This is a genomic window from Pseudomonas quebecensis (genome assembly GCF_026410085.1).
Lineage (GTDB): Bacteria > Pseudomonadota > Gammaproteobacteria > Pseudomonadales > Pseudomonadaceae > Aquipseudomonas > Aquipseudomonas quebecensis.
In genome coordinates this window covers 1,962,277-1,987,951 of record NZ_CP112866.1, presented here as the reverse complement: position 1 = coordinate 1,987,951, position 25,675 = coordinate 1,962,277, and the positions used below count along the sequence as shown (strand labels likewise).

The 25,675-nt window shown below is 60.0% G+C and carries 20 protein-coding genes; 11 read left to right on the top strand and 9 right to left on the bottom strand.

Annotation, left to right across the window (positions count from 1 at the left end; genetic code table 11):
• Window positions 1-237: 237 nt before the first annotated feature.
• Both OSC50_RS09340 and OSC50_RS09335 read right to left on the bottom strand, forming a co-directional pair.
• On the bottom strand, window positions 238-990 hold the full coding sequence (locus tag OSC50_RS09340; protein WP_253508234.1) for an outer membrane beta-barrel protein: 753 nt from the start codon (window positions 988-990) through the stop codon (window positions 238-240).
• 124 nt (window positions 991-1,114) lie between these two features.
• A complete protein-coding gene (locus OSC50_RS09335; protein WP_181076607.1) occupies window positions 1,115-1,954 on the bottom strand; it encodes an arylamine N-acetyltransferase family protein in 840 nt (279 codons plus the stop codon).
• Between the two features lie 119 nt (window positions 1,955-2,073).
• Between OSC50_RS09335 and OSC50_RS09330 the strand changes: the two genes are divergently transcribed.
• A complete protein-coding gene (locus OSC50_RS09330) occupies window positions 2,074-2,310 on the top strand; it encodes a DUF6555 family protein (RefSeq protein WP_181076606.1) in 237 nt (78 codons plus the stop codon).
• A gap of 48 nt (window positions 2,311-2,358) precedes the next feature.
• Here the strand turns inward: OSC50_RS09330 and OSC50_RS09325 are convergent, their stop codons facing one another.
• Both OSC50_RS09325 and OSC50_RS09320 read right to left on the bottom strand, forming a co-directional pair.
• On the bottom strand, window positions 2,359-2,559 hold the full coding sequence (locus tag OSC50_RS09325; RefSeq protein WP_181076604.1) for a DUF6021 family protein: 201 nt from the start codon (window positions 2,557-2,559) through the stop codon (window positions 2,359-2,361).
• An 11-nt stretch (window positions 2,560-2,570) separates the two neighbouring features.
• The gene (locus tag OSC50_RS09320) at window positions 2,571-2,753 is read right to left on the bottom strand and encodes a hypothetical protein (RefSeq protein ID WP_181076603.1); all 183 of its coding nucleotides are present in this window, start codon (window positions 2,751-2,753) and stop codon (window positions 2,571-2,573) included.
• A gap of 126 nt (window positions 2,754-2,879) precedes the next feature.
• Here OSC50_RS09320 and OSC50_RS09315 point away from each other — a divergent pair, with 126 nt between their 5' ends.
• Window positions 2,880-3,401 carry a DUF3087 family protein gene (locus OSC50_RS09315; protein ID WP_181076601.1) on the top strand — a complete coding sequence of 174 codons (522 nt, stop codon included), beginning with the start codon at window positions 2,880-2,882 and terminating at the stop codon, window positions 3,399-3,401.
• Window position 3,402: 1 nt separating this feature from the next.
• Here OSC50_RS09315 and OSC50_RS09310 read toward each other — a convergent pair whose 3' ends face one another.
• Window positions 3,403-4,536, bottom strand: a complete 1,134-nt coding sequence (locus tag OSC50_RS09310; RefSeq protein WP_181076600.1) for an MFS transporter — start codon at window positions 4,534-4,536, stop codon at window positions 3,403-3,405.
• A 197-nt stretch (window positions 4,537-4,733) separates the two neighbouring features.
• Between OSC50_RS09310 and OSC50_RS09305 the strand changes: the two genes are divergently transcribed.
• Window positions 4,734-5,474 carry a carbonic anhydrase gene (locus OSC50_RS09305; RefSeq protein ID WP_266247744.1) on the top strand — a complete coding sequence of 247 codons (741 nt, stop codon included), beginning with the start codon at window positions 4,734-4,736 and terminating at the stop codon, window positions 5,472-5,474.
• Between the two features lie 17 nt (window positions 5,475-5,491).
• Here OSC50_RS09305 and OSC50_RS09300 read toward each other — a convergent pair whose 3' ends face one another.
• Window positions 5,492-6,355, bottom strand: coding sequence for a Dyp-type peroxidase (locus tag OSC50_RS09300; RefSeq protein WP_181076597.1), 864 nt, complete (start codon window positions 6,353-6,355; stop codon window positions 5,492-5,494).
• 149 nt (window positions 6,356-6,504) lie between these two features.
• Here OSC50_RS09300 and OSC50_RS09295 point away from each other — a divergent pair, with 149 nt between their 5' ends.
• From OSC50_RS09295 to OSC50_RS09280, 4 genes are all read left to right on the top strand, one after another.
• On the top strand, window positions 6,505-8,121 hold the full coding sequence (locus OSC50_RS09295) for an NADP-dependent glyceraldehyde-3-phosphate dehydrogenase (RefSeq protein ID WP_266247741.1): 1,617 nt from the start codon (window positions 6,505-6,507) through the stop codon (window positions 8,119-8,121).
• A gap of 392 nt (window positions 8,122-8,513) precedes the next feature.
• Complete coding sequence (locus tag OSC50_RS09290) at window positions 8,514-9,578, top strand: FUSC family protein (RefSeq protein WP_253508245.1); 1,065 nt, start codon at window positions 8,514-8,516, stop codon at window positions 9,576-9,578.
• Between the two features lie 556 nt (window positions 9,579-10,134).
• The gene (locus OSC50_RS09285) at window positions 10,135-12,093 is read left to right on the top strand and encodes an RCC1 domain-containing protein (protein ID WP_253508247.1); all 1,959 of its coding nucleotides are present in this window, start codon (window positions 10,135-10,137) and stop codon (window positions 12,091-12,093) included.
• A 95-nt stretch (window positions 12,094-12,188) separates the two neighbouring features.
• Window positions 12,189-14,102, top strand: coding sequence for an RCC1 domain-containing protein (locus tag OSC50_RS09280; RefSeq protein WP_253508249.1), 1,914 nt, complete (start codon window positions 12,189-12,191; stop codon window positions 14,100-14,102).
• Window positions 14,103-14,363: 261 nt separating this feature from the next.
• Here OSC50_RS09280 and OSC50_RS09275 read toward each other — a convergent pair whose 3' ends face one another.
• Together OSC50_RS09275 and OSC50_RS09270 are read right to left on the bottom strand one after the other, a co-directional pair.
• Window positions 14,364-17,462 carry a hypothetical protein gene (locus tag OSC50_RS09275; RefSeq protein ID WP_266247738.1) on the bottom strand — a complete coding sequence of 1,033 codons (3,099 nt, stop codon included), beginning with the start codon at window positions 17,460-17,462 and terminating at the stop codon, window positions 14,364-14,366.
• A gap of 291 nt (window positions 17,463-17,753) precedes the next feature.
• Window positions 17,754-18,491, bottom strand: a complete 738-nt coding sequence (locus OSC50_RS09270; protein WP_253508253.1) for a TetR/AcrR family transcriptional regulator — start codon at window positions 18,489-18,491, stop codon at window positions 17,754-17,756.
• Between the two features lie 356 nt (window positions 18,492-18,847).
• On the opposite strand from OSC50_RS09270, the gene OSC50_RS09265 reads away from it, so the two are divergent.
• Genes OSC50_RS09265 through OSC50_RS09250 form a run of 4 tightly spaced genes read left to right on the top strand, consistent with a single transcriptional unit; the run spans window position 18,848 to window position 23,453 of the window.
• Complete coding sequence (locus OSC50_RS09265; RefSeq protein ID WP_181080916.1) at window positions 18,848-19,552, top strand: ABC transporter ATP-binding protein; 705 nt, start codon at window positions 18,848-18,850, stop codon at window positions 19,550-19,552.
• Complete coding sequence (locus tag OSC50_RS09260; RefSeq protein ID WP_266247734.1) at window positions 19,549-20,748, top strand: ABC transporter permease; 1,200 nt, start codon at window positions 19,549-19,551, stop codon at window positions 20,746-20,748. The genes OSC50_RS09265 and OSC50_RS09260 overlap by 4 nt, the downstream gene beginning before the upstream one ends.
• On the top strand, window positions 20,741-22,219 hold the full coding sequence (locus OSC50_RS09255) for a TolC family protein (RefSeq protein ID WP_266247732.1): 1,479 nt from the start codon (window positions 20,741-20,743) through the stop codon (window positions 22,217-22,219). Before OSC50_RS09260 ends, OSC50_RS09255 begins: the two co-directional genes overlap by 8 nt.
• Window positions 22,209-23,453: an efflux RND transporter periplasmic adaptor subunit gene (locus OSC50_RS09250; RefSeq protein ID WP_266247730.1), complete on the top strand. Its 1,245-nt coding sequence runs from the start codon at window positions 22,209-22,211 to the stop codon at window positions 23,451-23,453. The genes OSC50_RS09255 and OSC50_RS09250 overlap by 11 nt, the downstream gene beginning before the upstream one ends.
• A gap of 820 nt (window positions 23,454-24,273) precedes the next feature.
• Here the strand turns inward: OSC50_RS09250 and OSC50_RS09245 are convergent.
• Window positions 24,274-25,668, bottom strand: a complete 1,395-nt coding sequence (locus tag OSC50_RS09245; protein WP_266247729.1) for an FAD/NAD(P)-binding protein — start codon at window positions 25,666-25,668, stop codon at window positions 24,274-24,276.
• Between the last annotated feature and the right edge of the window lie 7 nt (window positions 25,669-25,675).

Below are 25,675 nucleotides of genomic sequence, written 5' to 3'. Positions count from 1 at the left end.
GTAAACAAAAACGGCGCCTTTCGGGCGCCGTTTTTGCATTGAGGGGATTGGGTTGGAGGTTTTCAGCGCAGTGCCAAGCCGGGTTTAGCAATGCCTTTGGTGGGGCTGCTGCGCAGCCCGGCGCGGGGCAAGCCCGCTCACCACAAAAGCCTGTTCAGCATAAAAGCCGATACACCACAAAAGCTCAGTCACCACAAAAGCCCCTCTTATCCAATCAGCCAGCTCACTACAAACGGGTTAGAACGCGATACCGACCTTGAACCCATACTCGTCACGCTTGAGTTTGGTGTTGTCGGCCACGGGGGAGTCTTCATCCAGTTTGTATTCGGTGCGGGTGTAGTACAGGCCCGCCATCACAGGCAGGTTGCCTTTCTGATTCATCAGCAGGCTGACTTCCGCGTACGGGTTGGTGCGGTCTTTAAGGTCCACGGAATCGCTGCCCAGGCCGTCAACCTTAACTTTGACGCGGCCGTCGAGGGTGTGACGCGCACCGGCTTCAACCCGCAGGGTCATGTCATCGAACTGGTGGTTGTAACCCAGTGCCGCCTTGGCAAATGGCGATTTGGTGGTCAGCTCAAGGTCATAACCGTTGGACTCTGGCTCGTAGCGGGTCCAGCTGTAACCACCGCCCACGATCACATCGACAAAGTTGCGCGCATCCAGCGCGGCACGCCAGCCCAGGTCGAGATCGGCTTGGCCTTCCTTGAGTTTGTTGTCGCTCTTCTCACCGTACTTGGCTTCGATGCCGGCTTGGTAAATAAAACCGGACTCAGCGGTGAGCTTGTTGCCGAAGGTGTAGAACAGGCCTGCTTCAGGCATGTGCTCCTTGTCGCTCTGGCTGCCGCCTTCGAGTTTGAAATCGTTGTAGCTGCCCTGCAGCCCGAAGATGGAAATCGGGTCGGTGGACGGTGCTGCGAACGCCAACGCCGGCGCGGTGGCCAGGGCGAACAACGAAGCGTTCTTGAGGAATGTTCCGAATAGTTTGGACATCGTTTTACCTCTCCTTGTCAGGTGGACAAATTATTCAGGAATCGCTTCGAACCTTCGCACGTGCAAAAGGTTCGAAAAAAATCACCTGATTTTGGAGGTAAAACGGTTCAGCGAATGCTCTAGATCAAGGCTCTTGGCGGCTCGCCCGGATCAAGCCGTCCAGTGCGTCCTTCAAGTGCGGATGCGTCGGCACCTGAATGCCGAAGGTGTCACGCAGCAACGCCAGCAGTTCATCAGTGTGGTGCACCGTACGCTTGGCGCTGGGCCGGTCGAGGTAGTGAATCGCGTAGTGCGCGTTATTCAACGTGTGGCGCTCCCCCACGGCCAGCCGCGCGACTTTGAGTTGTCCCAGAAATGGCGAGCCAGGGTGAGTCGAGACATACCAGTTGCCGATTTCATAGTCGATGTCGGCCTGCACTTGCAGGTCGAACACATACAAGCCGCGCCATTCCCCGGCCACCTCGGCCCACAGCGTGTAGCTGCCCTCCCGTGCATCGAAAGTCACACGGTAGGGCTCATGGGCCGTGGCCTGCGCCGCTTGACTATCAAGCAGTAAGGGACTGCTGGGCACCATGCCACCAAAGCCCACGTCGGTGATGTAGCGCGCCCCGTCCAGGGTCACCAGGCTCAGGCGATGGGTACGCGCCGTACGCGCGTCCGGTGGGCCGCCCATAACCACTCGCCCCGTGATGCCGCGCGCGTCGAAGCCCAGTTCCTGCAGCAGTATCAGAAACATCTGGTTCAATTCGTAGCAGTAGCCGCCTCGCCCTTCGAACAGCACTTTATGCTCGACGCTCGGCAGATCGATCGGCACCGGCTGGTGCAGCAGGGTCGACAGGCTTTCGAAGGCGAAAGTGCTGACATGACGCAATTGCAGGTCCTGCAGGGTTTGCAGAGTGGGCGGCGGCGGCGTGTCGTAGCCCAGGCGTTGCAGGTAGCGTTGGCAATGGTTGAGTCGAGGCATGGCACGGTCCTTGGGCACGGGCAAAGGCGTCACTATGCCGCGCTCGCGTGCAGACTGTCATTTTGAATGAACCTTTTTAAACGCCTTCCTATCCATTTATAACAAGTCAGGGAGGCACCATGAGTACCGCAAAAATCTACACCATTAATTATCAGCTGCACGGTCAACCGAAGTCCTTTGTAGTACGCGCCGAAGTGATGAATAACGCCGAGGCCTGGCATTGGGCGGCGGTCGACGCCGACATTGCCCACGTGAGTCGCATAGGCCGCGTGGGCCATGAGCAAGTAAAGAAAACCACCCGTCCGTGGGCGGAGAAATACGGCATCACCGATGTCACCTGGATGCCACCTAAATAACCCCATCCCCTTAACGAAAAAGCCCCGCTCAATCGAGCGGGGCCTGCCTTACTTCTTCAAGTCGCCCAACGGATCGTAGGGCGGCTTTTTTTCCGGTTGATCCTTCTTGTCCCTGTCCAACGGCGCGATGGCCGGGCCGATGGGGTCGACCTGCGGGTCAGCGACATCCGGCGAGTCCGGGTCGAAACCCAGCTCATCCTTGCCACTGGCATGCTCGCTGGAGCGTGGGCCTTTGTCTGGAGCGTTCATGGGTGTCTCCTCTAGAGCGGACGGGCTTTATCGTGAAGGTGTTCCAGGTCTTGCTCGGCCTGCTCCACATCGTCGTCGGTGTCCGGACGATCCGCCGGGTCATTGGGACGCAGGGCGTCGTTGTCGCGCTCTTCTTCTCCGGGGGTACGGTTGGGGTCCGGCGTGCCGGGCGGCGGCTGTTTGTATTCGGGCATGGTGGTTCACCTCGCAAAGGTTGGTGGCCTGCATCGATTTAGAGAAAGCCCTGCGCACCAACGTTCAACTTGTTTGCCCAGGCGTGCGATGATGCCGCACCGCCACCCTCTGGAGACCTACCCCGGATGTTCGAGCTCAAACCCTGCGATCCTGCCACCTACCGTCGACAGACCCGCCGCAGCACGCTGATCGTGGCCTTACTGTTCCTGGCCCTGGCCATGCTGCTGTCGAGCCTGGCGGTGATGCTGTTCGGCGAACCTGGCGGGGACAATTTTCGTTTCAATGTCGGTGGTGTATTCGCGGGTGTGCTGATCACCGTGGCGCTGGTGCGCGGCCCGTTCTGGAGCCAGGCGTGGCTGGCGCCGGCGGTGTATGGCTGGCAGCTCAAGCGCAGCCTGATGAGAGTGACCAATGTGATGCACAACGTTACCGAGCGGGTGCAGGCCAACGATCCGACGGCCATGAAGCTATTGCGCTTCTATCATCTGGGGCTGACCCAGATGCACGCACTGGATGCCAACTCCAGCGCCCAGGCACAGTTGGTCGGTGAGATGCAGGCCCACGCCGGCAAGATGCAGGCGCTGGGGTTGGACACCGACCAGACCCGCCTGGACCCCGCCTGGCTCGACCGCATCAAGAGCGCCTGAGTCACACCACCGTGGGGCGTGCGCGCCAGCAAAACAGTGCACTCACGGCGATGGCCGCGCCGGCCAGGCCGAACACCAGCGGTGCTGACGCCACCGGCAGCAACAGCCCCGCCAGCAGCGGTCCGAGGCCTGCGCCGATGTCGCGCCACACCGCATTGGATGCCAGCGCCGATACACGCATCGCACCGGGATTGCGCTCGGCCACCAGGGTGGTTACCAAGGGCAGTTGCAAGGCGCGCAATACCAACACCGCCGCCGCCCCGACAATCACCCAATGGCTGCCGAACGCGCTCAACGCCAGGGCACTCAAGAACGAAAACAGCAGCAACATCGACGTCGCGCCGAAGCGTTGCGCCGCCTGCCCGCCCAAGGGGCTCAAAAGCAGCTCCGACACATACCGCAACGCCATCAGGCCGCCGGCGATCAGCACCGCGTCACCGCCCATACTCTTCTGCGCTTGAATCGACAGGCCAAAGATAAACAGCCCATCCAGCGCCACGCCCTCAATAAACGACCACAGGGCCACACTGTCGGGCCATCTGAAGCGACGTACGCCACTGTTTTGCAAGGCGTGGCCGGCGCTGGGTAAGCCGCGCGCCATCCACACCCCAACCAGGCAACAGCCGGCCAGGAGCATAAAGATCGGACGCGGCCCGGCCCATACTGTGAGCCAGCCGCCAAACGGCAGCGCGAGCATCGGTCCCAAGGCGACCAACGCCCGCGAACGCCCCGCGCGTCGTGCGGCACCCGCCGGCTCGGCGGTCGCCAGCACTTGGGTCGACAGGTTCAGCGCGGCGAAACACAGCCCCCACACCAGCCGCAACCCCAGCAAGGCGGCAAACCCGGACAGCAGCGAATTGCCGACGGCGCACAGGGCGGCCGCGCCGGCGGCGATCATGCAGGTCAGACGATCACCGTGGCGTGCGTAAAAATTCAGTACATGCCGGTAGCCGAAGATCCGCACCAGGCGATTGGCCGCCAGCAACACCCCGGCCTGGGCCAGGGTGATGCCAAAGGCCTGGGATTGCATGGGCAGCAACAGGTAGAGCAGGACATCGCTGGGCAGGCACAGGGCGAGAGTCAGCGCGGCGCGCCGTGAGGTGGAGTCGGCAGAGCGTTGGGCCTGGCTGGACATAAATCTGAAACATCCCGAAATCTTCAGGCGGTCAAGGTAGCGTTCCTCCACGGTTTTTTACAATGTCCGGTCAGCCCTTTTGCAGAGGACGATCACCGTGAGCCGCTGACCATACCCCCAGAAACTTCCTACATCCATGATGCTGCGTTCTCTGCACCCTTTGCGCTTTCCTTCATCCCTACTGCGAGAGCCCATCCATGTGCAACGCTCAACACCCTGCTGATGCCCCTTTAAACAACGGCCGCCGCAACTTTCTGCGCCTCACCGGCGTCGGCGCGGGAGCGATCATGCTGGCCGGTGCCTTGCCTGCCAGCCTGGTGCACGCGGCGCCTGCGCCTAAAGTCGCCAACGATCTCAACCCACAACAGGCATTGAAACGCTTGATGGAAGGCAACCAGCGTTACGTCGATGGGGTTACCAAGCGCCATGATTTCACGCATGAACGCGAGGCTCTGGTGGGCGGTCAGAACCCCTTCGTCGCGGTGCTCAGCTGCGCCGATTCGCGGATCGCGCCGGAATACGCCTTCGATACCGGCCGCGGCGACCTCTTTGCGGTGCGGGTGGCGGGCAATTTCGTCACCGAGGACGGGCTGGCCAGTCTCGAATACGCCGTGGCAGTGCTGGGTACACCGCTGATCATGGTGCTGGGGCACGACCGCTGCGGCGCCGTGGCGGCCGGGGTCAAGGCCGTCAAGGACAGCGCGCGCTTCCCCGGCAAAATCCAGGGCCTGGCCGACGCACTCAAACCGTCCGTCACCAAAGTGCTCAAGGCGCCGGGCGACACCCTGGATAACGCCATCGCACAAAACGTCCAGGACACGGTGGCACGGCTCAAGGCCGAATCAAGCCTGCTGAGCGATGCCCTGGCCAAAGGCACGTTGCAAATTGTCGGCGGCGTATACCGCCTGCACAGTGGCGAGGTTGAGCTGATCGGCTGATCCACCCCGCAGCCGGTTCAGCCGGCGAGTGCGCTCAGGTCCAGATGGCCATCGAGTATCGGCGGGCACCAGTAATAGCCCCCGGTCAACGGCGTGCTGATGCGGTACAGGCCGTCGACAATCCCGTCTTCCAGACCGCTCATGCGGCGCAGCTGCGCTTCGAATGCATCAAAGGAGTGGCCGAAGGCGAGAAACATCAACCCGGCCTGGCCATTCTCGGCCCAGGGCATGGAGCGGCGCACCACGAAGGCTTCGGGAGTGAAACTCTCCTGAGCGGTGCGCTTGGTGTGGGCGGACTCAGGCGCGTCTTCCAACTCTTCGTTATCGCCATGGCGACGGCCGATAATATGGTCGCGCTCCTGGGCCGGCAGCGCGGCGAAACCGTCGAGGTCGTGCCGCCACTGCTGAAGGGCGGCGAAGCTTGCGCCACTGGCGCTCATCGCAGCGTCGACCGCAGCCTCATCGTGAGGGTTTTCGGTGCCGTCTTCGTAATCGGTGAGGTCGAAGCCTGTCTTGTAGCGGAAACCTTCAAGCGACTGCACCAGGCGAAACGCGGGGGCCAGGGCCTTTTCGAATGCGCGAGCGCGCAACAGCAGTTCGCCACGATCCACACCATGCAGCCATACCCACAACGCCTGCTGGGTCGACGGGTTATGTGCCCCCGGCCCGCTGATCGGTGCAAACGGCCGCAGACCGTCAATCGTCGCGCCCAGTGCAGTCACCAGCGGCTCGCCGAGGCCGACCACCGCCGCCGCATCGGTCAACCGCACCAGGGCGTCCAGCGCGACGGGCACAGCGGCCAGGGAATCCACGGCAAAAAACAGATGGCGTGCCTGCAACGGCACCGGTGCGGCAAGAATGCCCGGCTGGTACTGACTCATGTGAACTCCTTCAAGAAAGGCGCGCAGTTTACCCGGCACCCGTGGCGCTGCGTACTGCAAAGCGCACAAGCCTTGCCATAGAGCCCTTGGTTGGGTGACTCTCTAGTCAAGCACCATTCAAGTTTTTTAACCATTACAGGGATAGCGCTATGACCACTCAGCACCTGCTCGCCCAGCTGTTTCCCACTTCCACCGCCCAAATCCCCGAGCAATACCGCCTGGCGGCGCCCATCGAACAGCGTGATTACCTGGTGGACGGCCAGTTGCAGGTGTGGGACGGCCCATTGGCCCAGGTCCACAGCCCGGTGCAGTTGGGTGATCAGCGCGTGGTGATCGGCAGCACGCCGCTGTTGGACGCCGACACCGCCCTCACCGCCCTTGATGCCGCCGTGCGCGCCTATGATCGTGGCCAGGGCGAATGGCCGACGATGCGCGTGGTCGACCGCATCCGCCACGTCGAAGCGTTTTTGCGGCGCATGCGCGAACAGCGTGATGCGGTGGTCAAGCTGCTGATGTGGGAGATCGGCAAGAACCTCAAGGACTCGCAGAAAGAATTCGACCGCACCTGCGACTACATCACCGACACCATCAATGCCCTCAAGGAACTGGACCGCCGCAGCAGCCGCTTCGAGTTGGAACAGGACACTCTCGGGCAGATCCGCCGCGTGCCCCTGGGCGTGGCGCTGTGCATGGGCCCCTACAACTACCCGCTCAACGAAACGTTCACCACGCTGATCCCGGCGCTGATCATGGGCAACACCGTAGTGTTCAAGCCGGCCAAGCTCGGTGTGCTGCTGATTCGCCCATTGCTGGAGGCGTTCCGCGACAGCTTCCCGGCTGGGGTGATCAACGTGATCTATGGCAGCGGCCGCGAAACCGTCAGCGCGCTGATGGCCAGCGGCAAGATCGATATCTTTGCGTTTATCGGCACCAACAAGGCCGCCAGCGACCTGAAAAAACTCCACCCCAAGCCGCACCGCCTGCGAGCCGCCCTCGGCCTGGACGCAAAAAACCCCGGCATCGTGCTGCCGGAGGTGGACTTGGACAATGCCGTCAGCGAAGCGCTCACTGGCTCGCTTTCATTCAACGGCCAGCGCTGCACCGCGCTGAAAATTCTGTTCGTGCATGCAGACGTGGTCGACGCGTTTATCGAGAAATTCAACGCCAGACTGGCGACGCTCAAGCCCGGCATGCCATGGGAAGACGGCGTGTCCCTGACGCCGTTACCGGAAGTCGGCAAGGTGGATTACCTCAACGGCCTGGTGGCCGACGCGGCGCAACACGGCGCCCAGGTGGTGAATGCCAATGGCGGTGCCAGTCGCGGTTCGTTCTTCTACCCGGCGGTGCTGTACCCGGTAAACCCGCAAATGCGTGTGTACCACGAGGAGCAGTTCGGTCCGGTGGTACCGATCGTGCCCTACCGCGACCTGGAGACCGTGATCGACTACGTGCTGGAGTCGGACTTCGGCCAGCAACTGAGCCTGTTCGGCAACAACGCCGAAGCCATCGGGCGCCTGGTGGACACCTTTGCCAACCAGGTTGGGCGCATCAATATCAACGCCCAATGCCAGCGTGGGCCGGACACCTTCCCGTTCAACGGGCGCAAGAACTCGGCCGAAGGCACGCTGTCGGTACATGATGCGTTACGCGTGTTCTCGATCCGCACCCTGGTGGCGACCAAGTTCCAGGACAGCAACAAGGCACTGGTCAGCGAGATCCTGCGCAACCGCGATTCAAGCTTCCTGACCACTGACTACATCTTCTAGGTTCACCTCGGTCAAACCATGTGGGAGAGGGCCTGGCCTCGATAGCGATGTGTCAGCTAACCGATTCTTTACTGATCCACAGTTATCGAGGCATAGGTATCTACACAACGTTGGCTCAACGCTGAATTCCCGGCAGATAGGGCTGTTGTGGCGAGCGGGCTTGTCCCGCGTTGGGCTGCGCAGCAGCCCCAAAACCAGCCTCTACAGAGTGTCTGATACACCACATTCTTCTTTACTGGGGCTGCTTCGCAGCCCAACGCGGGGCAAGCCCGCTCGCCACAGGGGATTTGTCTGGATCTGAAAGTTGTGTAGATACCCATGGTCATCGGGGGCAAGCCCCCTCCCACATTCGAATTGTGTACATCTCCAGAATTGAGGCCCCGTTGTTATCAATGAATCTGCCTATGGTTGCCCGGCGCCTGTTGCGCCCGTTGCTCGACCCCTACCGCCGCTATCGCCATGCCAAGCTGATCCACGCCGTGCGCGTGTCCATCGGGCTGCTGGCGACGATCCTGCTGACCACCGGCCTCAACCTGCCCCACGGAGAGTGGGCGTCGGTGACCATGCTGATCGTCATCGGCGGTTTGCAGCACCACGGCAATATCGGCAAGAAAGCCATGGAGCGCGCCTACGGCACGTTGATCGGCGCCAGCGTCGGCCTGCTGCTCGTGGTGCAACAGGCCTACTTCGGCCTGCCGCTGCTGACCTATCTGTTGATGTCGATGGTGTGCGGGTTCTTTTCCTATCACGCCATCGGCAAGGGCGGTTACATCGCGCTGCTGTCGGCGATCACGGTGTTTATCGTCGCCGGCCACGGCGACAACCCGATCTCGGATGGCTTGTGGCGCACGGTGGATATCCTTATCGGCATCGGGCTGGCCCTGGCGTTCTCGTTTGCCCTGCCGCTGTACGCCGTCTACTCGTGGCGCTACAACCTGGCCGGTGCGTTGCGCGACTGCGCGCAGATCTACAGCCGGATCATCAACGGCCAGTCGGTCACCGACGACGAACACCTCAAACTGCTCAACCGCCTGAACGCGGCGATGCTGCAATTGCGCTCGCTGATGCCGTCGGTGTCCAAGGAAGTGCGCATTTCCATGACTGAGCTGGACGCGATCCAACGGCACTTGCGCCTGTGTATCAGCACGCTGGAGATCCTTGGCAATACCCGCCCGGACCCTCGCGATGAACAGGCGATGGCGCGGATGCAGGTGATGCTGAAGGCCGAGCATCGGCAGATTCGGGTGCAGTTGGTGGGGATGGCGCGGGCGTTGAGGTCGGGGGTGACGGAGCGGTTGGAGAGGTCGAACCTATTGCCTGCAGGCGAAGCTGAATTTGGAAAAACACCTATTTATACCATGCTGGATGGGTATCGATTGTTGACCATACAGCTGGCTGAAAACGTGAATGCGATGCGAGGGGTGTTGGTAAAGCACTCAGGGCAGTGGAAAATTTGAGCACTGGTTTACACATCAAATTGCCAACATCTGTATTTAGACCCAAAGTTCCTTATCGCCCACTCTATTGACAATGGTGCAAGCGAATCCGCCGCCGAAGAGGCATTCAACGCCTTATCGCTCAGTACCGGGGCGAACTGGCTCCTATGGCCCGAGTGCTGCTGAATAACCGTGCTGGTGGCTCAACGCTGACAGGGCCGACAAACGGCGATGATAAGCGGACCGCATAGTGCCTTCATCTCGAAACACTCGTACTGTGTCCTCACGCTGCAGTTGGCGCGTCATGCCCTCAATGTCAATTCAACGATTTTAAATCAACGAATCAATCCAGCGGACGAACGGTCGCGATACCTGTTAACAATGACAGTAGACAAGGTTTTTCCTGCGCTGCCTACTACTGATGCGCAAACAAGAATTGCGCAAATGATCCCATGCAGCGGGTCAAACCATAGGATAAACATGGCGCGCCTTATCAATTATCTCTATCAATAAATCACACTCCCTTGACTAATTGGAATCGCTTAGCGCCGGCTGTCAACCTTGAGAGGATTGCACCATGAGCCAAGTATTAACCACACCAGTGGTAACTAACGTCACGATTATTGGCGACCCCGTACCTGGGTCGTTCCTTCGAGGAAGTTATTTTTATGACGGCACAAGCCCTGAGGAAAATTCTATATATAGATGGTATGTAGACGACGTATCGTTTTTACCTTCCCCCAGTCTTGACTATGAAATAACCCACGAGCACGCCCGAGCAAAGATAAGGTTTTCAGTGACTCCTGTTTCAACCGACGGCAGCATGGGCATAGAAACTTACTCACTGCCGCTTGAGGTTTTTGACGGATATCAGAATATTACTGAAGAGGAAGACCGCAATAGCTTTATGTCGCAGCGGGGCCATTATTCCGTTTATGGTTCGGATCCGAAAGACAGAGTATTCGTCGGCAATGCGGTCGCCTTTTCGCTGACCAACGGTAGCAGCCAAAGTGTCAATGTAAGAGGACGAGCTGACTTTGCAGGCGTGCCCCCCGCAGAAATACAGCAGTATCTTAGAAACAACCCCGCCACTCGTATGTTTTCGACCGAGCGAGACTTTGGGGCCTTGGTGCCGGTTTTGGGCAGCACTAAGCGTTTGCTGTTGTGGGGCAACAACATGCTTAATGTGCCTCCTACTCTTGACCTGAATAACATTAAATACGTTTATAGCAATCGTGCTGCCGTTGCTTTCATATACGACAATCCGCCTCGTGGAAAAAACACCATTGGCGCTTTCGGTAGTCCCACCCTCGGAGGCGTAGTGCCCGTCGCAATCCAGTCACCACTTTTATTTGATCCCCCCATGGCGATTTATGCGACGGAGTATGCATTTGCTGTGTTAACTCATGAAGGCCGCGTCTATGCATGGGGAAATCCAACGACCGGAGGGACTATCCCTGGGAACATCGCGGATCAACTGATGTATATGAAGGTTGAACGAATCGTTTGCACTGCGAGTGCATTCTGTGCAATTGGGCCGGAACGCTTCGGTGACCCAGAAATCAAACTAGTAGTGACTTGGGGCGATGCCAATGGTGGTGGCAATATCCTTGCCCCAGAGATGGAAACCATCATTGATCAGGATGGGGTTGATCAAGTCGTCGCCAATCGTAACGCCTTCTGTGCCATAACCAAACGCAGGAAAAAGGCCGTAAGCTGGGGGTACGCCCCCTATGGCGGCACCATGGGCGACAGCACGAAACAGTTCGCCGCGCGCGGTAACATCATGCTGTGCGTAGGTTCTGCATGGGCGTTTTGCATGGTCAATAGCTCAGGGCAGTCGGAATCATGGGGTGCTGCAGGCTCTGGGGGGGGGTCGCTGACTGACGGTAAAGACGAGGAGGATGTTGACGCCGCACAGTTATTTGAGGAGAGCGGTGCAAAGGAGAGCATTGCAGCGCTCTTCAACGACATGAAGATTGATGACTGGTATCAGCAGCGTATGCGTTCCGTACCGCATAAATGCGAGTGTGATCCGAACACACTGCCGGGTCGCAATCTGAGCGAAGTAGTAACCCCCAATGGGGTAATCAGCATTCATTCAAACGACTCCAGCTTTTTCCTGGTTGCAAAGGAACCGGATGGACGTACCAAAGATTTATTTGCCTGGGGTCAGGCTACGGGGGGCGGAGCTATCCCGCCGAATACCCGGCAAGTGCTAATGGCCAGCCTTATAACAGGAGTTTATTGTACCAATGGCGCCTATGGGGTAATTAGCACTCAGGGTACCACCCCAGGCGCTGTCTCAGCATTTGGCGGTGGACCGGCTCAACAAGATGCGGGAGTGATTCCGACCGCGTTAGAGGATCATTTGAGAAGGGACGTAAGCAGTCTTTACACGATGAAAACCCTCCCTCCCTTTGCTCCCACTGCCTCTCGATCAGTATCGGCGTTCGCAGCCCGGCGTGAAGACGGAAACTACGTCGTCTGGGGCGGCGGTGGATGGGTAACCGATGAACTGTTTGTGCCTACCTGAGCATTTTAAGAGGAGGGTACTGAATCCATCCTCCTTTTAATTAACGCCCGCTTTACATTCTTCCTCAACATGTTGCTTTACTCGGAGCAATAGAAATGAGCAAAAAAAATAACGAAGCAAAAAAGAAGCTGGGGCCTATAGCTACGGATGTTCAAGTGCTGGGCGATATTTTTGTAGGTGCGACCGTACATGGTGATTATCGATATGACAATAATGGCGGCGGTCCAGAAGGACTCTCTCGTTTTTACTGGCACCTGAACGGCAATCGACTTGAAGATGAGGGCCAGCCGGACCTCAAACTCAGGTCTTCAGACACCAACAAATATCTGCAATTCTCGGTTATTCCAGTCGATTCCAACGGTATAGAGGGAGCAGAATACTTTTCTTCTACATACTTGGTGCGCTCAGGTTTTCAAGGTATATCCGACGAAGAAAATGAATGGTGCTATCTCAAACAGCGCGGTAATTTTTCATTTCACGTCCCTGAACCTTCAGACAGGTTATTCGTTTCCACAGGTGGAGTTTTTGCACTGCTTGAACCCTCGACTGGGGACGTTCATCTGGAAGGGCAGACCGGCTGGGGACTGCCGGTACCTGCAGAAATAGTAAATTTTCTAAAAAACAACAAGGCAATCAAATTATTTTCGGCGGAGTTCAGTTTCGGCGCATTGGTTAACGTAGGCACCACCAATCAATTATTAGTTTGGGGTGGCACTATTCCAGCCAACTTACCGCCTTTGCAGGGGATCAGGTCGGTGTACAGTACTCGAAGTGCGTTCGCTATCATTTATGACAATCCCTCTCCAGGGGCAGACAGCATTCGCGCCATTGGTCCTGTGAACAATCCTGTTTCGACCGTTCCTGTAGAGATCCAAAGAGCATTGTGGTTCGATCCTCCTGAAGCCATCTATGCCGCGGATGACGCATTTGCTGTCCGCACTCAAAATGGAAAGGTTTATGCGTGGGGGCAGCCGAACAACGGGGGGACGATACCACAAGACGCGCGGGCACAACTGGATTCGATGTTTGTCACACGGATTGTTGCGAGTGCCGTTTCTTTCTGCGCAATAACAGACAACGGCGACTTCGTCGTATGGGGCGCGGCGAATGGGGGTGGGACTATTCCCGAGGATAAATTGCGGAGAATCCTTGACGACGGTGGCGTGCAATCAGTGATTGCCGCGACGGCAGCATTCTGCGCCATTACCAGAGACAGTGGCAGAGCTGTCAGTTGGGGCAGAGCCGGAGAGGGCGGCGATATGAATCCGAGCGCCGAGGCAATCGCAGTGCGAGGCAATATCGTTTTATGCAGGGCGGCCCGCTGGGCATTCCTGATGGCAAACCGCAGTGGTCAGGCGGAGGCCTGGGGCGCTCCTCAATATGGTGGCGCGCAACTGACGGCCACGCAAAAACGCGCCTACCGGCAGGTGCTCAAAGACGCTAAAGCTGTACCCGGCGAGCCTCTGCGCCGGGGCGAGAAAAAACAGCCGAAACGGCACCGCAACAATGTTTCATCGAGGGCAATCATCGTTGGCGGGAACCTCAGCTTGTACGCTAACGATGTCAGCTTCTTTTTATTGAGTCGTTATGACGATGGGAGGACGAATGCCATCGTGTTGACAGGTTTGGTCACCCACGGCGGCAGAATGAGTGATGCGCTGCGACAAACGCTGATGGCCAGTTTGATCCGTGATGTTTACTGCACAAATGGCGCATACGGAGTGATCCTCACGCAAGGGGGCACGGACGGTGCGGTTGAAGTGTGGGGCGCGACCCTGGCGATGGAAGATGCTGGCGAAATCCCTCCCGAACTGCGGGAGCACCTGCGCAACGGGGTAACGGAACTGTATTCCATCAAACGGTTCCCCTATGTGGTCCTTCCGCCCCCTCCTCCTCCCATTCCTCCTCACACGGACCCTTCCTTCGCTGCAAGACGTGTCGATGGCACCTATGTGTTATGGGGAGGGAATGTGAGAAACCAGCATTTTGATCCGAGGCCAACAAAATAGAACAGAAAAATACCCGTATCGTTAGATACGGGCATTTTTCTTCTGCGTTATACCCCCCGAAGACCTGGAGTGGTCAACCAGTATCGGACATCACGCCATTGGCAGCGCCCAATGAGTTTGACCAATAAAGCGAACGACTGAATAAATCGCTGTTGATGAATGATCACCACGGGCTGTTACAGGTATTGAAAAATAATTGCCCGATGCAACGCATCGGGCAATTATGAGGACGAGACAGATATAACCTGCTTCAGTCACCTATTACTTGGCAGTTTGCGTGGTTTGCACGCTGTGTACCTCCCGCACCAGAATTTCATCCATGCTAAATACGCCCGCCCCACTGGTCGAGAACGCTATGTTCACCACGTGGCTCTGCGTTGGCGGTGTTGCGGGCGTTGTGAATGTATGAGTGAACCTGGCCCAATTCAGGTCAGGGGCAACCGTCATTGGAACCGTTGTGCCGCTGAAGTTGATACTGGCGGTTACCAGAGCAGTCGTGCCGGTGGTCTTGCAATAGAAGCTAACTTCGTAGCGAGTGTTTGCGGTCAAGTTCATATAAGTTTTCTGCACGCCGGGCTGTATGTTCTCAATGCCGGTCTTGGTAGCACGCCAAATCACATTTTCCGCGCCTTCAATCTGAAGTCCACCCCTGCCGCTGATGCTGTTCGTCCAACCGTTCCAGTTGAAGTTGTTAAAGTTAGTCAGGTCTCTGAAGTAATCTAGCCGTACTGTGTAGGTCCGCGTTGGAAAAGCGACGGCCAATGCTTTATCCAGGCTTTGGCTGAATCCAACCCATACTTGAATGGTCAGGGATGAATGGTCCATGAGTCGTTGCAGCGCCTCAACCGGCGTCGGAGGTTGCAGCCCGGTGAGTGCATCGCTTTCCCCCAGGCGGTGTGAACTATAGACTGTTTCGTGATAGCGGTTGCCATCGGCCAGCGTCCCCTCGTATTCCATCCAGATACGGCTGTCTGGATCAATAAAATGCCAGACCGACGTCAGAGTTCTCGCTCCTGAGATGAGTTGGGAGAGCACCAGGTCCTTTGCATCGCCTACTCCCTGGATATAGGGTGTGGGCAACCCTTGCAGGGGCAGCAGTGTCAACGCAACAATTTGGGACGCGTACGGGAACGTGCCGCGATTGAAGCGATATTGCACATAGATCCTGTTGCCGTGCTCGCGGATCCCTTTGGCGATGGTGCGTTTGTCGATGAACACTGCAACTTGATGGCTCACCGGGTTGCCTTGCTCCTGTTCCGTGACGCTACCGATACCGTCGGCGCTGAGCCAGTCGACGTAGATGAGGTCGGTGGCCAGCATTGGCCGGAATTTCACAAACACTTCAGTGCCATTCAAGGCCGCCAACGGGTTAAGTTCATCAGGAAAAACCGTGGCGCCCACAATAATGGGCCGATCCAACTCCACCCCTTTGCCCACGGTAACGGCCAACGCCTCCGAACGCAGAACTACCCGCGGTGGGCCAGTGCGTTCCAGGCTGTAGGAGACGCGCAGGCTGCCGTTATTGTTTTTGTCGAGAATGTCACGCGTGACCGGGTACGGCAGTTCCCGGCCGGCCGTGGCGCTATTGATGTCGAGGGTGCCACTGGCGGAACCGCCCAGGCCCGAGCCAATGCAAGACCAATGGAGCTTGTCGCCGGCCTGAGTACCACGGTAGGTAAAAGTGACCAATACATCGCTGCCTGGAACGTCCGCGGGGTCTACGTTGTTCCCCATAACACCTTGCAGGCGGGGCGCCGGCATGTCGGCCATGCGCTCGCCGATCTGGGCTCCCAGCCTCAAGGAGCGCCGAGTCGCCAAGGCACTGCCGCCCAGGATATGGGCCGCACCGTCATTGGTTTCGTAATAGATATCAATGTGACCCAGCCCATTGAACTGTTCCAGGTCGGCGGCGCGCACTGTGTAGCTGCCCCCTTGAGCGCCCGCCAGTTGTTCCTGGCGGTAGATAATGGCACTACCCCCCCCCGTCGGTACGTGGGTGATGAACAGCGTTTCCAGCCAGCCGGGGTCATGCGGCTCGTAAGCCGGAATGGTGACCGTGATGTCTTCGCCTTCCGGAATCAACCCCAGCTCAATAGGGCTGACGTCCGGTGCCGGCATCAAGACCGGTGTGCCGACCACGGTGATGGTAATGCTGCCGGATTGGCCAAGCGGCACGCCGGCGGCGGTTTGCCACCGGAACGACACCCGAAATGAGCCCCCGACTAATTGGCCAATAATGCTCCGGTCAACGGGGATATAAGTGGAGCCGCGATTGGGATCTTCGACAGCCTCAAGGTCGGGGAAAATTACTTCGGTACCGTCCGCCAGTGTACCGATCAGGGTTACGATAATCTGATGCAAGGGGCTGGGGGTAGGACGCTGCCGATCGGTGTAGGCGATTACATCAAAGTCCGAGTCAAATACGACATCGAAATCGATCTGCTGGAACGGGATGTTGTCTACCAGGAACTCCGGAGCCTCCAGCAAACTGGGGTCCAATTCAGCCGTCAGGAAATAGGATTTGGAGTACTGATATATTTCCCCGGAGAAATTTTCCACCACATCGCGCACACGAAAACGAAGGGTCAATGTCCCCAGTTGTCCGCCCCGATCAATGACCGATTTGGGCACAAAGACCCGAATCGGCCCTGACCCGTCCGCCTCAGTCGGGCTCACGGTATGCAGAACAAACACGCCATCCCAGGACAGCTCAATGACGTCGTTCTTGCGAATGTGCTCGTACCGGTTAATCAGGCACCAAATGCCGCCCGCTACATCGCCTGCGCCAACGCTCGATCCTTCTGGAAATCCTTCGACGCGCATGATCAGGCCGGTATGCCACGGAATGCCCGGATCTCTATCGACCCCACCAGGGCGGTCGGTCTTGATTAAAAGTGTTCGATCAGGCGAGGTACTTTCATTGCCACTGCTTACCCGACTCACCCGACCATAACTGGTTACCTCGCCTTCAGGAATATATTCGTAGGGGACCGCCAAGTACTGCCTGGGACCGTCCAGATCCCACACGATATCGTCGGCGACTGGAAATATCGGGTCTTCAAGGTAGAGCGCGAAGTAGTCGCCAAAGCTCTGAATCAGCCAGTTTTCAAATGCGAACAACGCATAAGGATCCACATGGCGCTTACCCAAACCGTATTCCGCATTTTCAGGGTAGGCGGTGAACCGCAGGTCGACCGACGGGAAGGCCGAATAAGGGTGATCCAGATCTTCAAGGCGTCGCGGTTCAGGGCGCGCCGGCTCGTTTGGTTCCAGCGCGTTGGGTTGATGGGGGGCTGGAAGCGCAGCTGCGCGTGGACCGTCCGAGATTGATTCGCTCTCGGGGAGGGGATGGTCGGACATTGTGAGTCTCCTGGCTGGGGACGCGCACAGAACCGGCGCGTTGTGCAAGGAGAATCAAACTCTCATTCTGATGGAGCAGGTAACTGTCAGAATTGACAGTGGCGACAGACGGTCGGCAATCCATTAAGTCAAAACCCGTTCTCCACACTTTCACTTACATTTTTTTCACGTTTTATTCACATCCCCAAACGTACTGTGAAGCCTCATCCGTTACAAATGTTGCACATCAAGCCCGCCGCCCCAGCGGGCTTTTTTTTGCCTGGAGAAATCCGGATGATCAACGCGAGGCCTTCAGGCTGGAGTACTCGCCTGTTCACGAATAGCTCGCTGGGTATCCAGCACCTTCGCCAGCGCGGTTTGCGCCTCCGGGCTTTGTTGCGGCACGCGAATGGCGGCCGAGACCAGCGTAATCAGCTTGGCCATCACTTCTGCATCCGTCGCCGGGCGGCCGAGGCTCATGGAGTTCATCAGCAGCCGCAGCTCGGTGCCGGCCATCACCCCGGAGATCGCCTTGAGGGCAAATTGCAGGCGCACCCCCAGTTCGTTGCGCGGCAGATCCGGCAAGGCCAGGGCGAATGCTTCGAAGAAGCGCTGGAATACCGGTTGGTAATGCACCTTGAGGTATTCCTGGATAAATGGCGACGTATCGCTGTAGACGCGCCCAAGGAAACGAATAAATGAGCGCCCTTCCCCACTTGCCGGGTCGCTGCGCTCCAGGCCCATGGCCGGGGCGAACAGCACACCCAGCAGCGTGTCGCAATCGAGCGGGCCGTCGGACTCGGCTTCGCAGCGCGCCAGCAGTTCCAGGCGCTGTTCGTTGAGGGGCTCCAGGCGCTGCATCAGCAGGGTCTTCATCAGGGAGTCCTTGTCCCCGAAGTGGTAGTTCACGGCCGCCAGGTTGACTTGGGCGCGCTCGGTAATCTGCCGCAACAAAACCGCGTCGTATCCGTACTTGATGAAGAGAGCCTCTGTCGCATCCAGCAAGCGAGTCTTGGTAACGTTTGGAGCGCTGAGTTTCTTCGCGACCATGGGGATCTCACGGAAATATTGTTTTAAAAATTAATTTGATTTTTTATACCGGGGCAGCCCTGCGAAAGCAAGTAGTGAAGCACCACGATAGAGGTCAAAGCCTTGCTGCACGGCCGCTTGCCGTTGGATACCGGTATTTTGCCCACGCATGGACGCCGGCGAAAACAATCATTTCAAAGGGTAAATACGCTCTCCCATCGCGGCTGGCGAAGCGCAGGGAACGCGGTTAGTATTCAAACAATATTTTAAAAACAAGAAATAAAACCAGTCCGTGACGCGTACCGTTGGCTCCCGAACGTGTTTCAACGCTTTACCAGGGGAATGACGACAGCGGCGAGACTGAAGGCGCCGCGACCATGACCGACATCCACGCCCGCCCTGGGTTGATTTCCCTGCAAGGCATCGGCAAACGCTATCAACTGGCCGGGCAGGCGCTGTCGATTCTCAACGACGTGTGCCTGTCCATCGATCGCGGCGACAGCTGCGGCATTCTCGGCGCGTCCGGCTCCGGCAAAAGTACCCTGCTCAATATTCTCGGCTTGCTGGACCTGCCCAACTGCGGCCAGTACCACTTCGCCGGCCACGATATTTTCAGCGCCAGCCCCGACGAGTTGGCCGCGATCCGCAACCGCCAGATCGGTTTCGTGTTCCAGAGTTTCAACCTGCTGCCGCGCCTCAGCGCGCTGGATAACGTCGCCCTGCCCCTGAGCTATCGCGGCGTGTCGCGCCACGACTCGGTGGAACAGGCGCTGCGCATGCTCGATCAGGTGGGCCTGGGCGAACGCGCCCATCATCGTCCCGCCGACCTCTCCGGCGGCCAGCGCCAACGCGTGGCCATCGCCCGTGCGTTGGTCGGCAACCCGTCGGTGATCCTCGCCGACGAACCCACCGGCAACCTCGACAGCAGCACCGCCCAGGACATCATGGACCTGCTGCTGGCGCTCAATCGCGAGCAACAGGTGACGCTGATCATCGTCACCCACGACCCGCACATCGCCGAACGCCTGGAACGCAGGATCCTGGTGCGCAACGGCGTGGTGCACGAGGCCCCGCGCCCATGAGCCTGCGGGTCGAGCAAAGCCTCAGCCAACTGTTGCATGAAGCCTTCGTCAGCCTGCGCACCCTGGGCAAGCGCTCGATCCTCGCCCTGCTGGGCATTGTGATCGGCAGTTCATCGGTCGTGGCGCTGATCAATATCGGCCACAACGCCTCGGTAGATGCGGCGATGATCTTCAAGGACATGGGCACCGACACCCTGGTGGCGCAGTTCCCCCCCAAGGGCGCCAGCAACGTGCCGATGCGCACGCGCCTGGACCTGGACGCCGTGCGCCGGGCCGTTCCGGGCATCGCCCACATCGGCGCGCTCAGCCTGTTCAGCGGCCCCATCGTGTTCCACGGGCGCAGCGTCAACGCCAATCTGGTCGGCAGCACCCCAGGCATCGAGCAGGCCATGCGCCTGGCGTTGCAGCAGGGGCGCTTTCTGTCCGGGTTCGACATCAACGAAACCTATGCCGTGATCGGCGCCGACATCGCCCAGGCCCTCAGTGCGCCGGGCGATCCGCTGCAACTGGGCGACCGCGTGCGCATCAACGATTACCTGTTCCTGGTGGTGGGTCTGCTGCACCGGCAACCGCGCGCGATGCTGATGCCGGTGCAGGCCAACGAATCGCTGTTCATGCCCGCCGAAGGCATGCGCCGCATCTACGCTGCTCCGCAGGTCGGCAACGTGATCATCCGCGCGGCGCCCGGCGAAGACATGGAGCGCATCGCCCGCGATACCGCAGCGGCCCTGACACCGCAGCTCGTCGACCATGATGTCGACATTCAGGTACCCCAGCAGATGATTGATGGCATGACCCGCCAGAGCCGCACGTTCGCGTACCTGCTGTTGGCCCTGGGCGCAATCTCTCTGGTGGGGGGTGGCGTGGGGGTGATGAACGTGATGCTGATGAACGTCTCGGAGCGGCGCCGCGAAATCGGCATTCGCATGGCGCTGGGCGCCCGGCAGCGAGACATCCGCAACCTGTTTTTACTTGAAGCGGTCACCCTCACCGCCGTCGGCGCCCTGTGCGGCGCGGTGCTCGGCATGACGGCTGCGTGGCTCTACGCCTGGCTCTCAGGCTGGACCTTCGCCCTGGCCGCCGCCGCCCTGCCGCTGGGGGTGGGCAGCACCTTGCTGGTGGGTTTGTTCTTCGGCATCTACCCGGCGGTCTCGGCCTCGCGGTTGCAACCGGTGGAGGCGCTGCGCGATGAGTAAATGGCTGCTGTGGCTCGCTTTGGTGAGCCTGCCCGGCGTGGCGGCGGATGTGGTCATCAAACCCTCGGCGCCGAGCACCACCCGCAGCGGCTATGACCGAGGGGTATCGCTGAATGCACAGGTGACCAGCCTGACCCTGGGCGACGCGGTGTACCTGGGCCTGCGCAACAACCCGGCGATCCGCAGCGCGTACCTGCAGCGGGTGGCGCAGAAGTTCGACCTGCGGGTCGCCGAGGATGTGTTCAACCCCAAGCTCACCCTCAACAGTTATTACCGCAGCAGCCGCGGATCGGTGGATAACGCGCGCAACGCCAATGTGGCGCCGTCCACCAGCCTGCTCGGCGAATACGGCACGCGCCTGAGCATGGCCTGGACCCAGCAACTGAACAACGCCGACCGCGCCGGACGCTACCGCAGCGATGGCCTGGACCTGGCGATCATCCAGCCGCTGATGCGCGGCGCCGGCTGGGATGCCACCACCGCACCACTGCGCCTGTCGCGCCTGTCGGAACAGGCCAATCGCCTGAACCTCAAGGCGACCGTGGCGCAGACCATCAGCCAGATCATCGCCACCTACCGCGAACTGCTGCGCGCCCAGGAGCAACTGAGCATCGTCCAGGACGCCCTCAAGCGCTCCGGCACATTGCTGGAAGTGAACAAGGCATTGATCAGCGCCGGGCGCATGGCCGAGTTCGAAATCGTGCAGACCGAAGCCGATATCGCCACCCAGCAATTGGGCGTCGAAGAAGCGCAGAATCAACTGGACACCAACCGCCTGGCGCTGCTGCGCCTGCTGGCCCTGGACCTGTCCACGCCGATTCGCGCCACCGAAGCCCTGGAGGCCAGGCCGATGCAGATCGACCAGCGCCAGGCCTTCAACCTGGCGCAGACCCAGCAACCGGAATACCTCGCCGCCCTGCTCGGCAGCCAGCAGGCCGACCTCAACCTGGTGATCGCCAAGGACTCCGGGCGCTGGCAAGTGGACCTGGTCGCCGGCGCGAACCAGATACGCGACACCTACAATAACGAGGCCGGCAGCAGCAACAACCGCACCTGGGACAGCTACGCCGGGGTGCAGGTGCAGATTCCCATCGGTGATATCAGCACGCGCCAGGCCGAGGTGCGTGCGCGGGTGAACGTGGAGGACCAGCAGGTGCGCATCACTGACGCCCGCCAGGAACTGGAGCGCAGCGTCAATGACGTCGTGCGTGACCTCGGCACACGCTGGCGCCAGTATGAGATCGCCCAGCGCGCCGTCGAGTTGTCGCGGCGCAAGATCGAGATCGAACGGGAAAAACTCAGCGCCGGCCGATCCACCAACTTCCAGGTGTTGAGCTTCGAGACCGACCTGCGCAACGCCGAAAACGCGCAGCTCAATGCGCTGATTGCTTATCTGAACGCCCAGACCCAGCTCGATCTGACCCTGGGCATGACGCTGGAAAGTTGGGAAATCGCCCTCAATGACTACTAATCGAAAACGCCTGTTGGGTGGGCTGCTGATCCTGTTATTGGGCGCTGCGGGACTGGCCCTGCGCAGCCCGGCGTCCGCCCCCACCGATACCGCCGAACAATGGTTGCCGATCAAGCCGGATGCGCTGGTGCACCAGATCGGCCTGGTGGGCAAGATCGAGCCCGATACCACGCTCATCCTCGCCGCGCCCTTCGACGGCAACGTGCAGGCCAATCTGGTCGAGCAAGGCCAGCGGGTCGAGGCCGGCCAGGTGCTGCTGCGCATGGACCCGGCCACCCTGGAAGTGCAATTGCGCGACGCCCTCTCCGCCCAACTCAAGGCCCGGCGCACCGTCCAGGAAATGCAGGACTGGGACAGCAGCCCGGCGGTCAGCCGTGCGCGCCGCAGCCTGCGCACCGCCGAGATGAGCGCCGGCAACACTCAGCGCAAACTCACCGAGAGCGAAAACCTGTTCAAGCGCGGCATCATCCCGCGTAATGAGCTGGACGACCTGCGCCAACAGGCCCAGCAGCAGCAGTTGGACCTCGCCACCGCGCGCAGTGAACTGCAGCAGGCGCTTGATCAGGGCAAGGGCGAGTACCGCCAGATCGCCGACATGGAGCTGACCAACGCCACGGTGAAATATGAGGCCCTGCGCACGTTGCTCGAAGGCCAGGAAGTCAAGGCGCCGTTTTCCGGCATCGTGGTGCCCGCGCCCGGTAATAATTCCCCCCAGGGCGGCGCCACTAACAACGTGCCTATCCAGGCCGGCAGCAAGGTCAGCCAGGGCCAGGTGTTGTTTGGGCTGGCCAATATCGAGCGACTGAAAATCGTCGCCAAGGTTTCGGAGCTGGACATCAACCAATTGCATCAGGGCCAGGCGGTAGAGGTCATGGGCGATGGTTTTGATGGCGAACGACTGAAGGGTTCCGTCAGCGTGGTCAGCGGCTTGGCCATCGCCAGCGACAGTCAAGGCAGCGCGCAGTTTGCGGTGACATTGTCGATTCCCAAACTCACCCCAGAGCAGCTGCAGCGGGTGCGGTTGGGGATGAGTGCGCGGCTGACCATCGTCACTTACAACAATGCCCAGGCGATCGTGATTCCCAGCCAGGCGATTGAGCCGGACATGACGGTGGCGTACCGCGAGGCGATGGATAAACCGGTGGAGCGGGTGAAGGTGACCACCGGGCAGTCGACGGCGCAAGGGGTGGAGGTGTTCGGCCTGAAGCCCGGCTTTGTGAAAATCTCAAGATAAATGGAGATCCTGGCGTCAGCTTCGAAGCCAGTGCTTTTCAAAATCATTCCCACGCTCCCGCGTGGGCATGCAGCCCGTGACGCTCTGCGTCACCTGTGCGTAATAGCCAGAACTTGCAGAACCTGGCGGGACGCGGAGCGTCCCAGGCGGCGTTCCCACGCAGAGCGTGGGGACGATCAACTCGGTCCAAGATCGTTCCCACGCTCCCGCGTGGGCATGCAGCCCGTGACGCTCCGCGTCAACTGTGCGCAATAGCCAAACTTGCAGCGCCTGGCGGGACGCGGAGCGTCCCAGGCGGCGTTCCCACGCAGAGCGTGGGAACGATCACCCGGTCCAAGATCGTTCCCACGCTCCCGCGTGGGAATGCAGCCCGTGACGCTCTGCGTCACCTGTGCGCAATAGCCAGAACTTGCAGCGCCTGGCGGGACGCGGAGCGTCCCTGGCGGCATTCCCACGCAGAGCGTGGGGACGATCATCCGGTCCAAGATCGTTCCCACGCTCCCGCGTGGGAATGCAGCCCGTGACGCTCTGCGTCGCCTGTGCGCAATAGCCAAACTTGCAGCGCCTGGCGGGACGCGGAGCGTCCCAGGCGGCATTCCCACGCAGAGCGTGGGGACGATCATCCGGTCCAAGATCGTTCCCACGCTCCCGCGTGGGCATGCAGCCCGTGACGCTCTGCGTCACCTGTGCGTAATAGCCAAACTTGCAGAACCTGGCGGGACGCGGAGCGTCCCAGGCGGCGTTCCCACGCAGAGCGTGGGGACGATCACCATATGGGTGGGCTTGCCCCCTCCCACACTAAGTCCTCTGTCAGCTTCTTTTAGACCTCTGCCAGCTTCGAGGCCAATGCTTTGGCTTGCAGCGCCACATCCGTTACCGCAGTACTCTCCCACCACATCCCGCGCAACGGCGGGCCCATGGCGAACAGTCGCGCGCTGACCTGGCCCTGGGCATCCAGCACTGCACCGGCCGTGTCCGCCGCGATCCCCAACGCCAACGGCCCAGGCTGGATCAGCCCGCGCTTGAGCAACTGCTGCGGCAACGGCCGGGCCACGCGGCGCCAGTCGTATTCGATGCCGCTGGAGTTGATCAGGGCCGCGCCCGACACCTGGGTCAGCGCTTGCTCACCGCGATAGCGCAAACGGATCGTCACGCCCTCACCCGCAGGCGCCAACCCCTTGAACGACGCCGCGCGAATGCGCAACCGCCCCTCCTGGTGCAACCGCGCCAGCAACTGCGCACTCAACGGCGGCGAGCGGTGGTGATGGCTTTCCCACCACGGCCGCACATGCCGCACGAACTGGCGCTTTTCACGCTCACTGGCCTGGCTCCACAACCGGCCGATATGCACGCGCACCGTGTCCAGCGGCGCCTGCCAATCAATGCCCTGCGTCGTTGCAATCCGACATTGACGTCGCACTTCGCGAAGCAACTGCCGGGGGCTGCGCAGGCTGTGGTCTTCGTCGAGGAAATCCACCCAGCTCGGTGGCTGGCGACGCACATGAGGCAGCAGGCCATGGCGCGAAAACACCTTGATGGGTCCACGATGGCCAGCCTGTTCCAGGGACACCACGGCATCGACCATGGTCAGCCCCGAGCCGATGATCAGCACCGTCGAATGCGGGTCAAGTTCAGTCATGGCGTGTACGTCCCAAGGGTCCAGCGCCGCCGCGTTCAAACCGCTCGACTCGGTTTGTGGCGTGCGCGCCGCCGGGAACATACCGGTGGCCAATACCGCACAGGCGCCGCGCACTGGCTGGCCGTTATCGAGGGTCAGCAGGGTTGAATCCGCCTCCACTTGCACGTCGACCACTTCGGCCCTGACATGCTCCACCGTGGACGCCGAACGTGCCTGTGCTTCCGCCAGCCGCTGCTGCGCATACACACCAAACAGCCCGCGCGGCGGAAAAAGTTCGCTGATCGGCACCGGCTGCTCGGCCGACTCCGGCCAACCGCCGGCTGCGATGTGATCGGTGAGCCACTGCGTGAGGTCGTCGGGGTTGTCCGGGTCGACGCTCATGCGCGCGGCGTTGCCGTTGAGGGTGTGGCCCAACTCGACCGCACTGTAGGCTTCGCCCCGGCCCAGTTCGGCGCGCGGTTCGATCACCAGGATGCGGCGCCGGCCCGGCAGGCGCAGCAATTGCACGGCCAACATCGTGCCGCTCAGGCCGCCGCCGATGATCAGCACATCAGCGTTGCGGGTGGATTGCGTCATGCAGGTT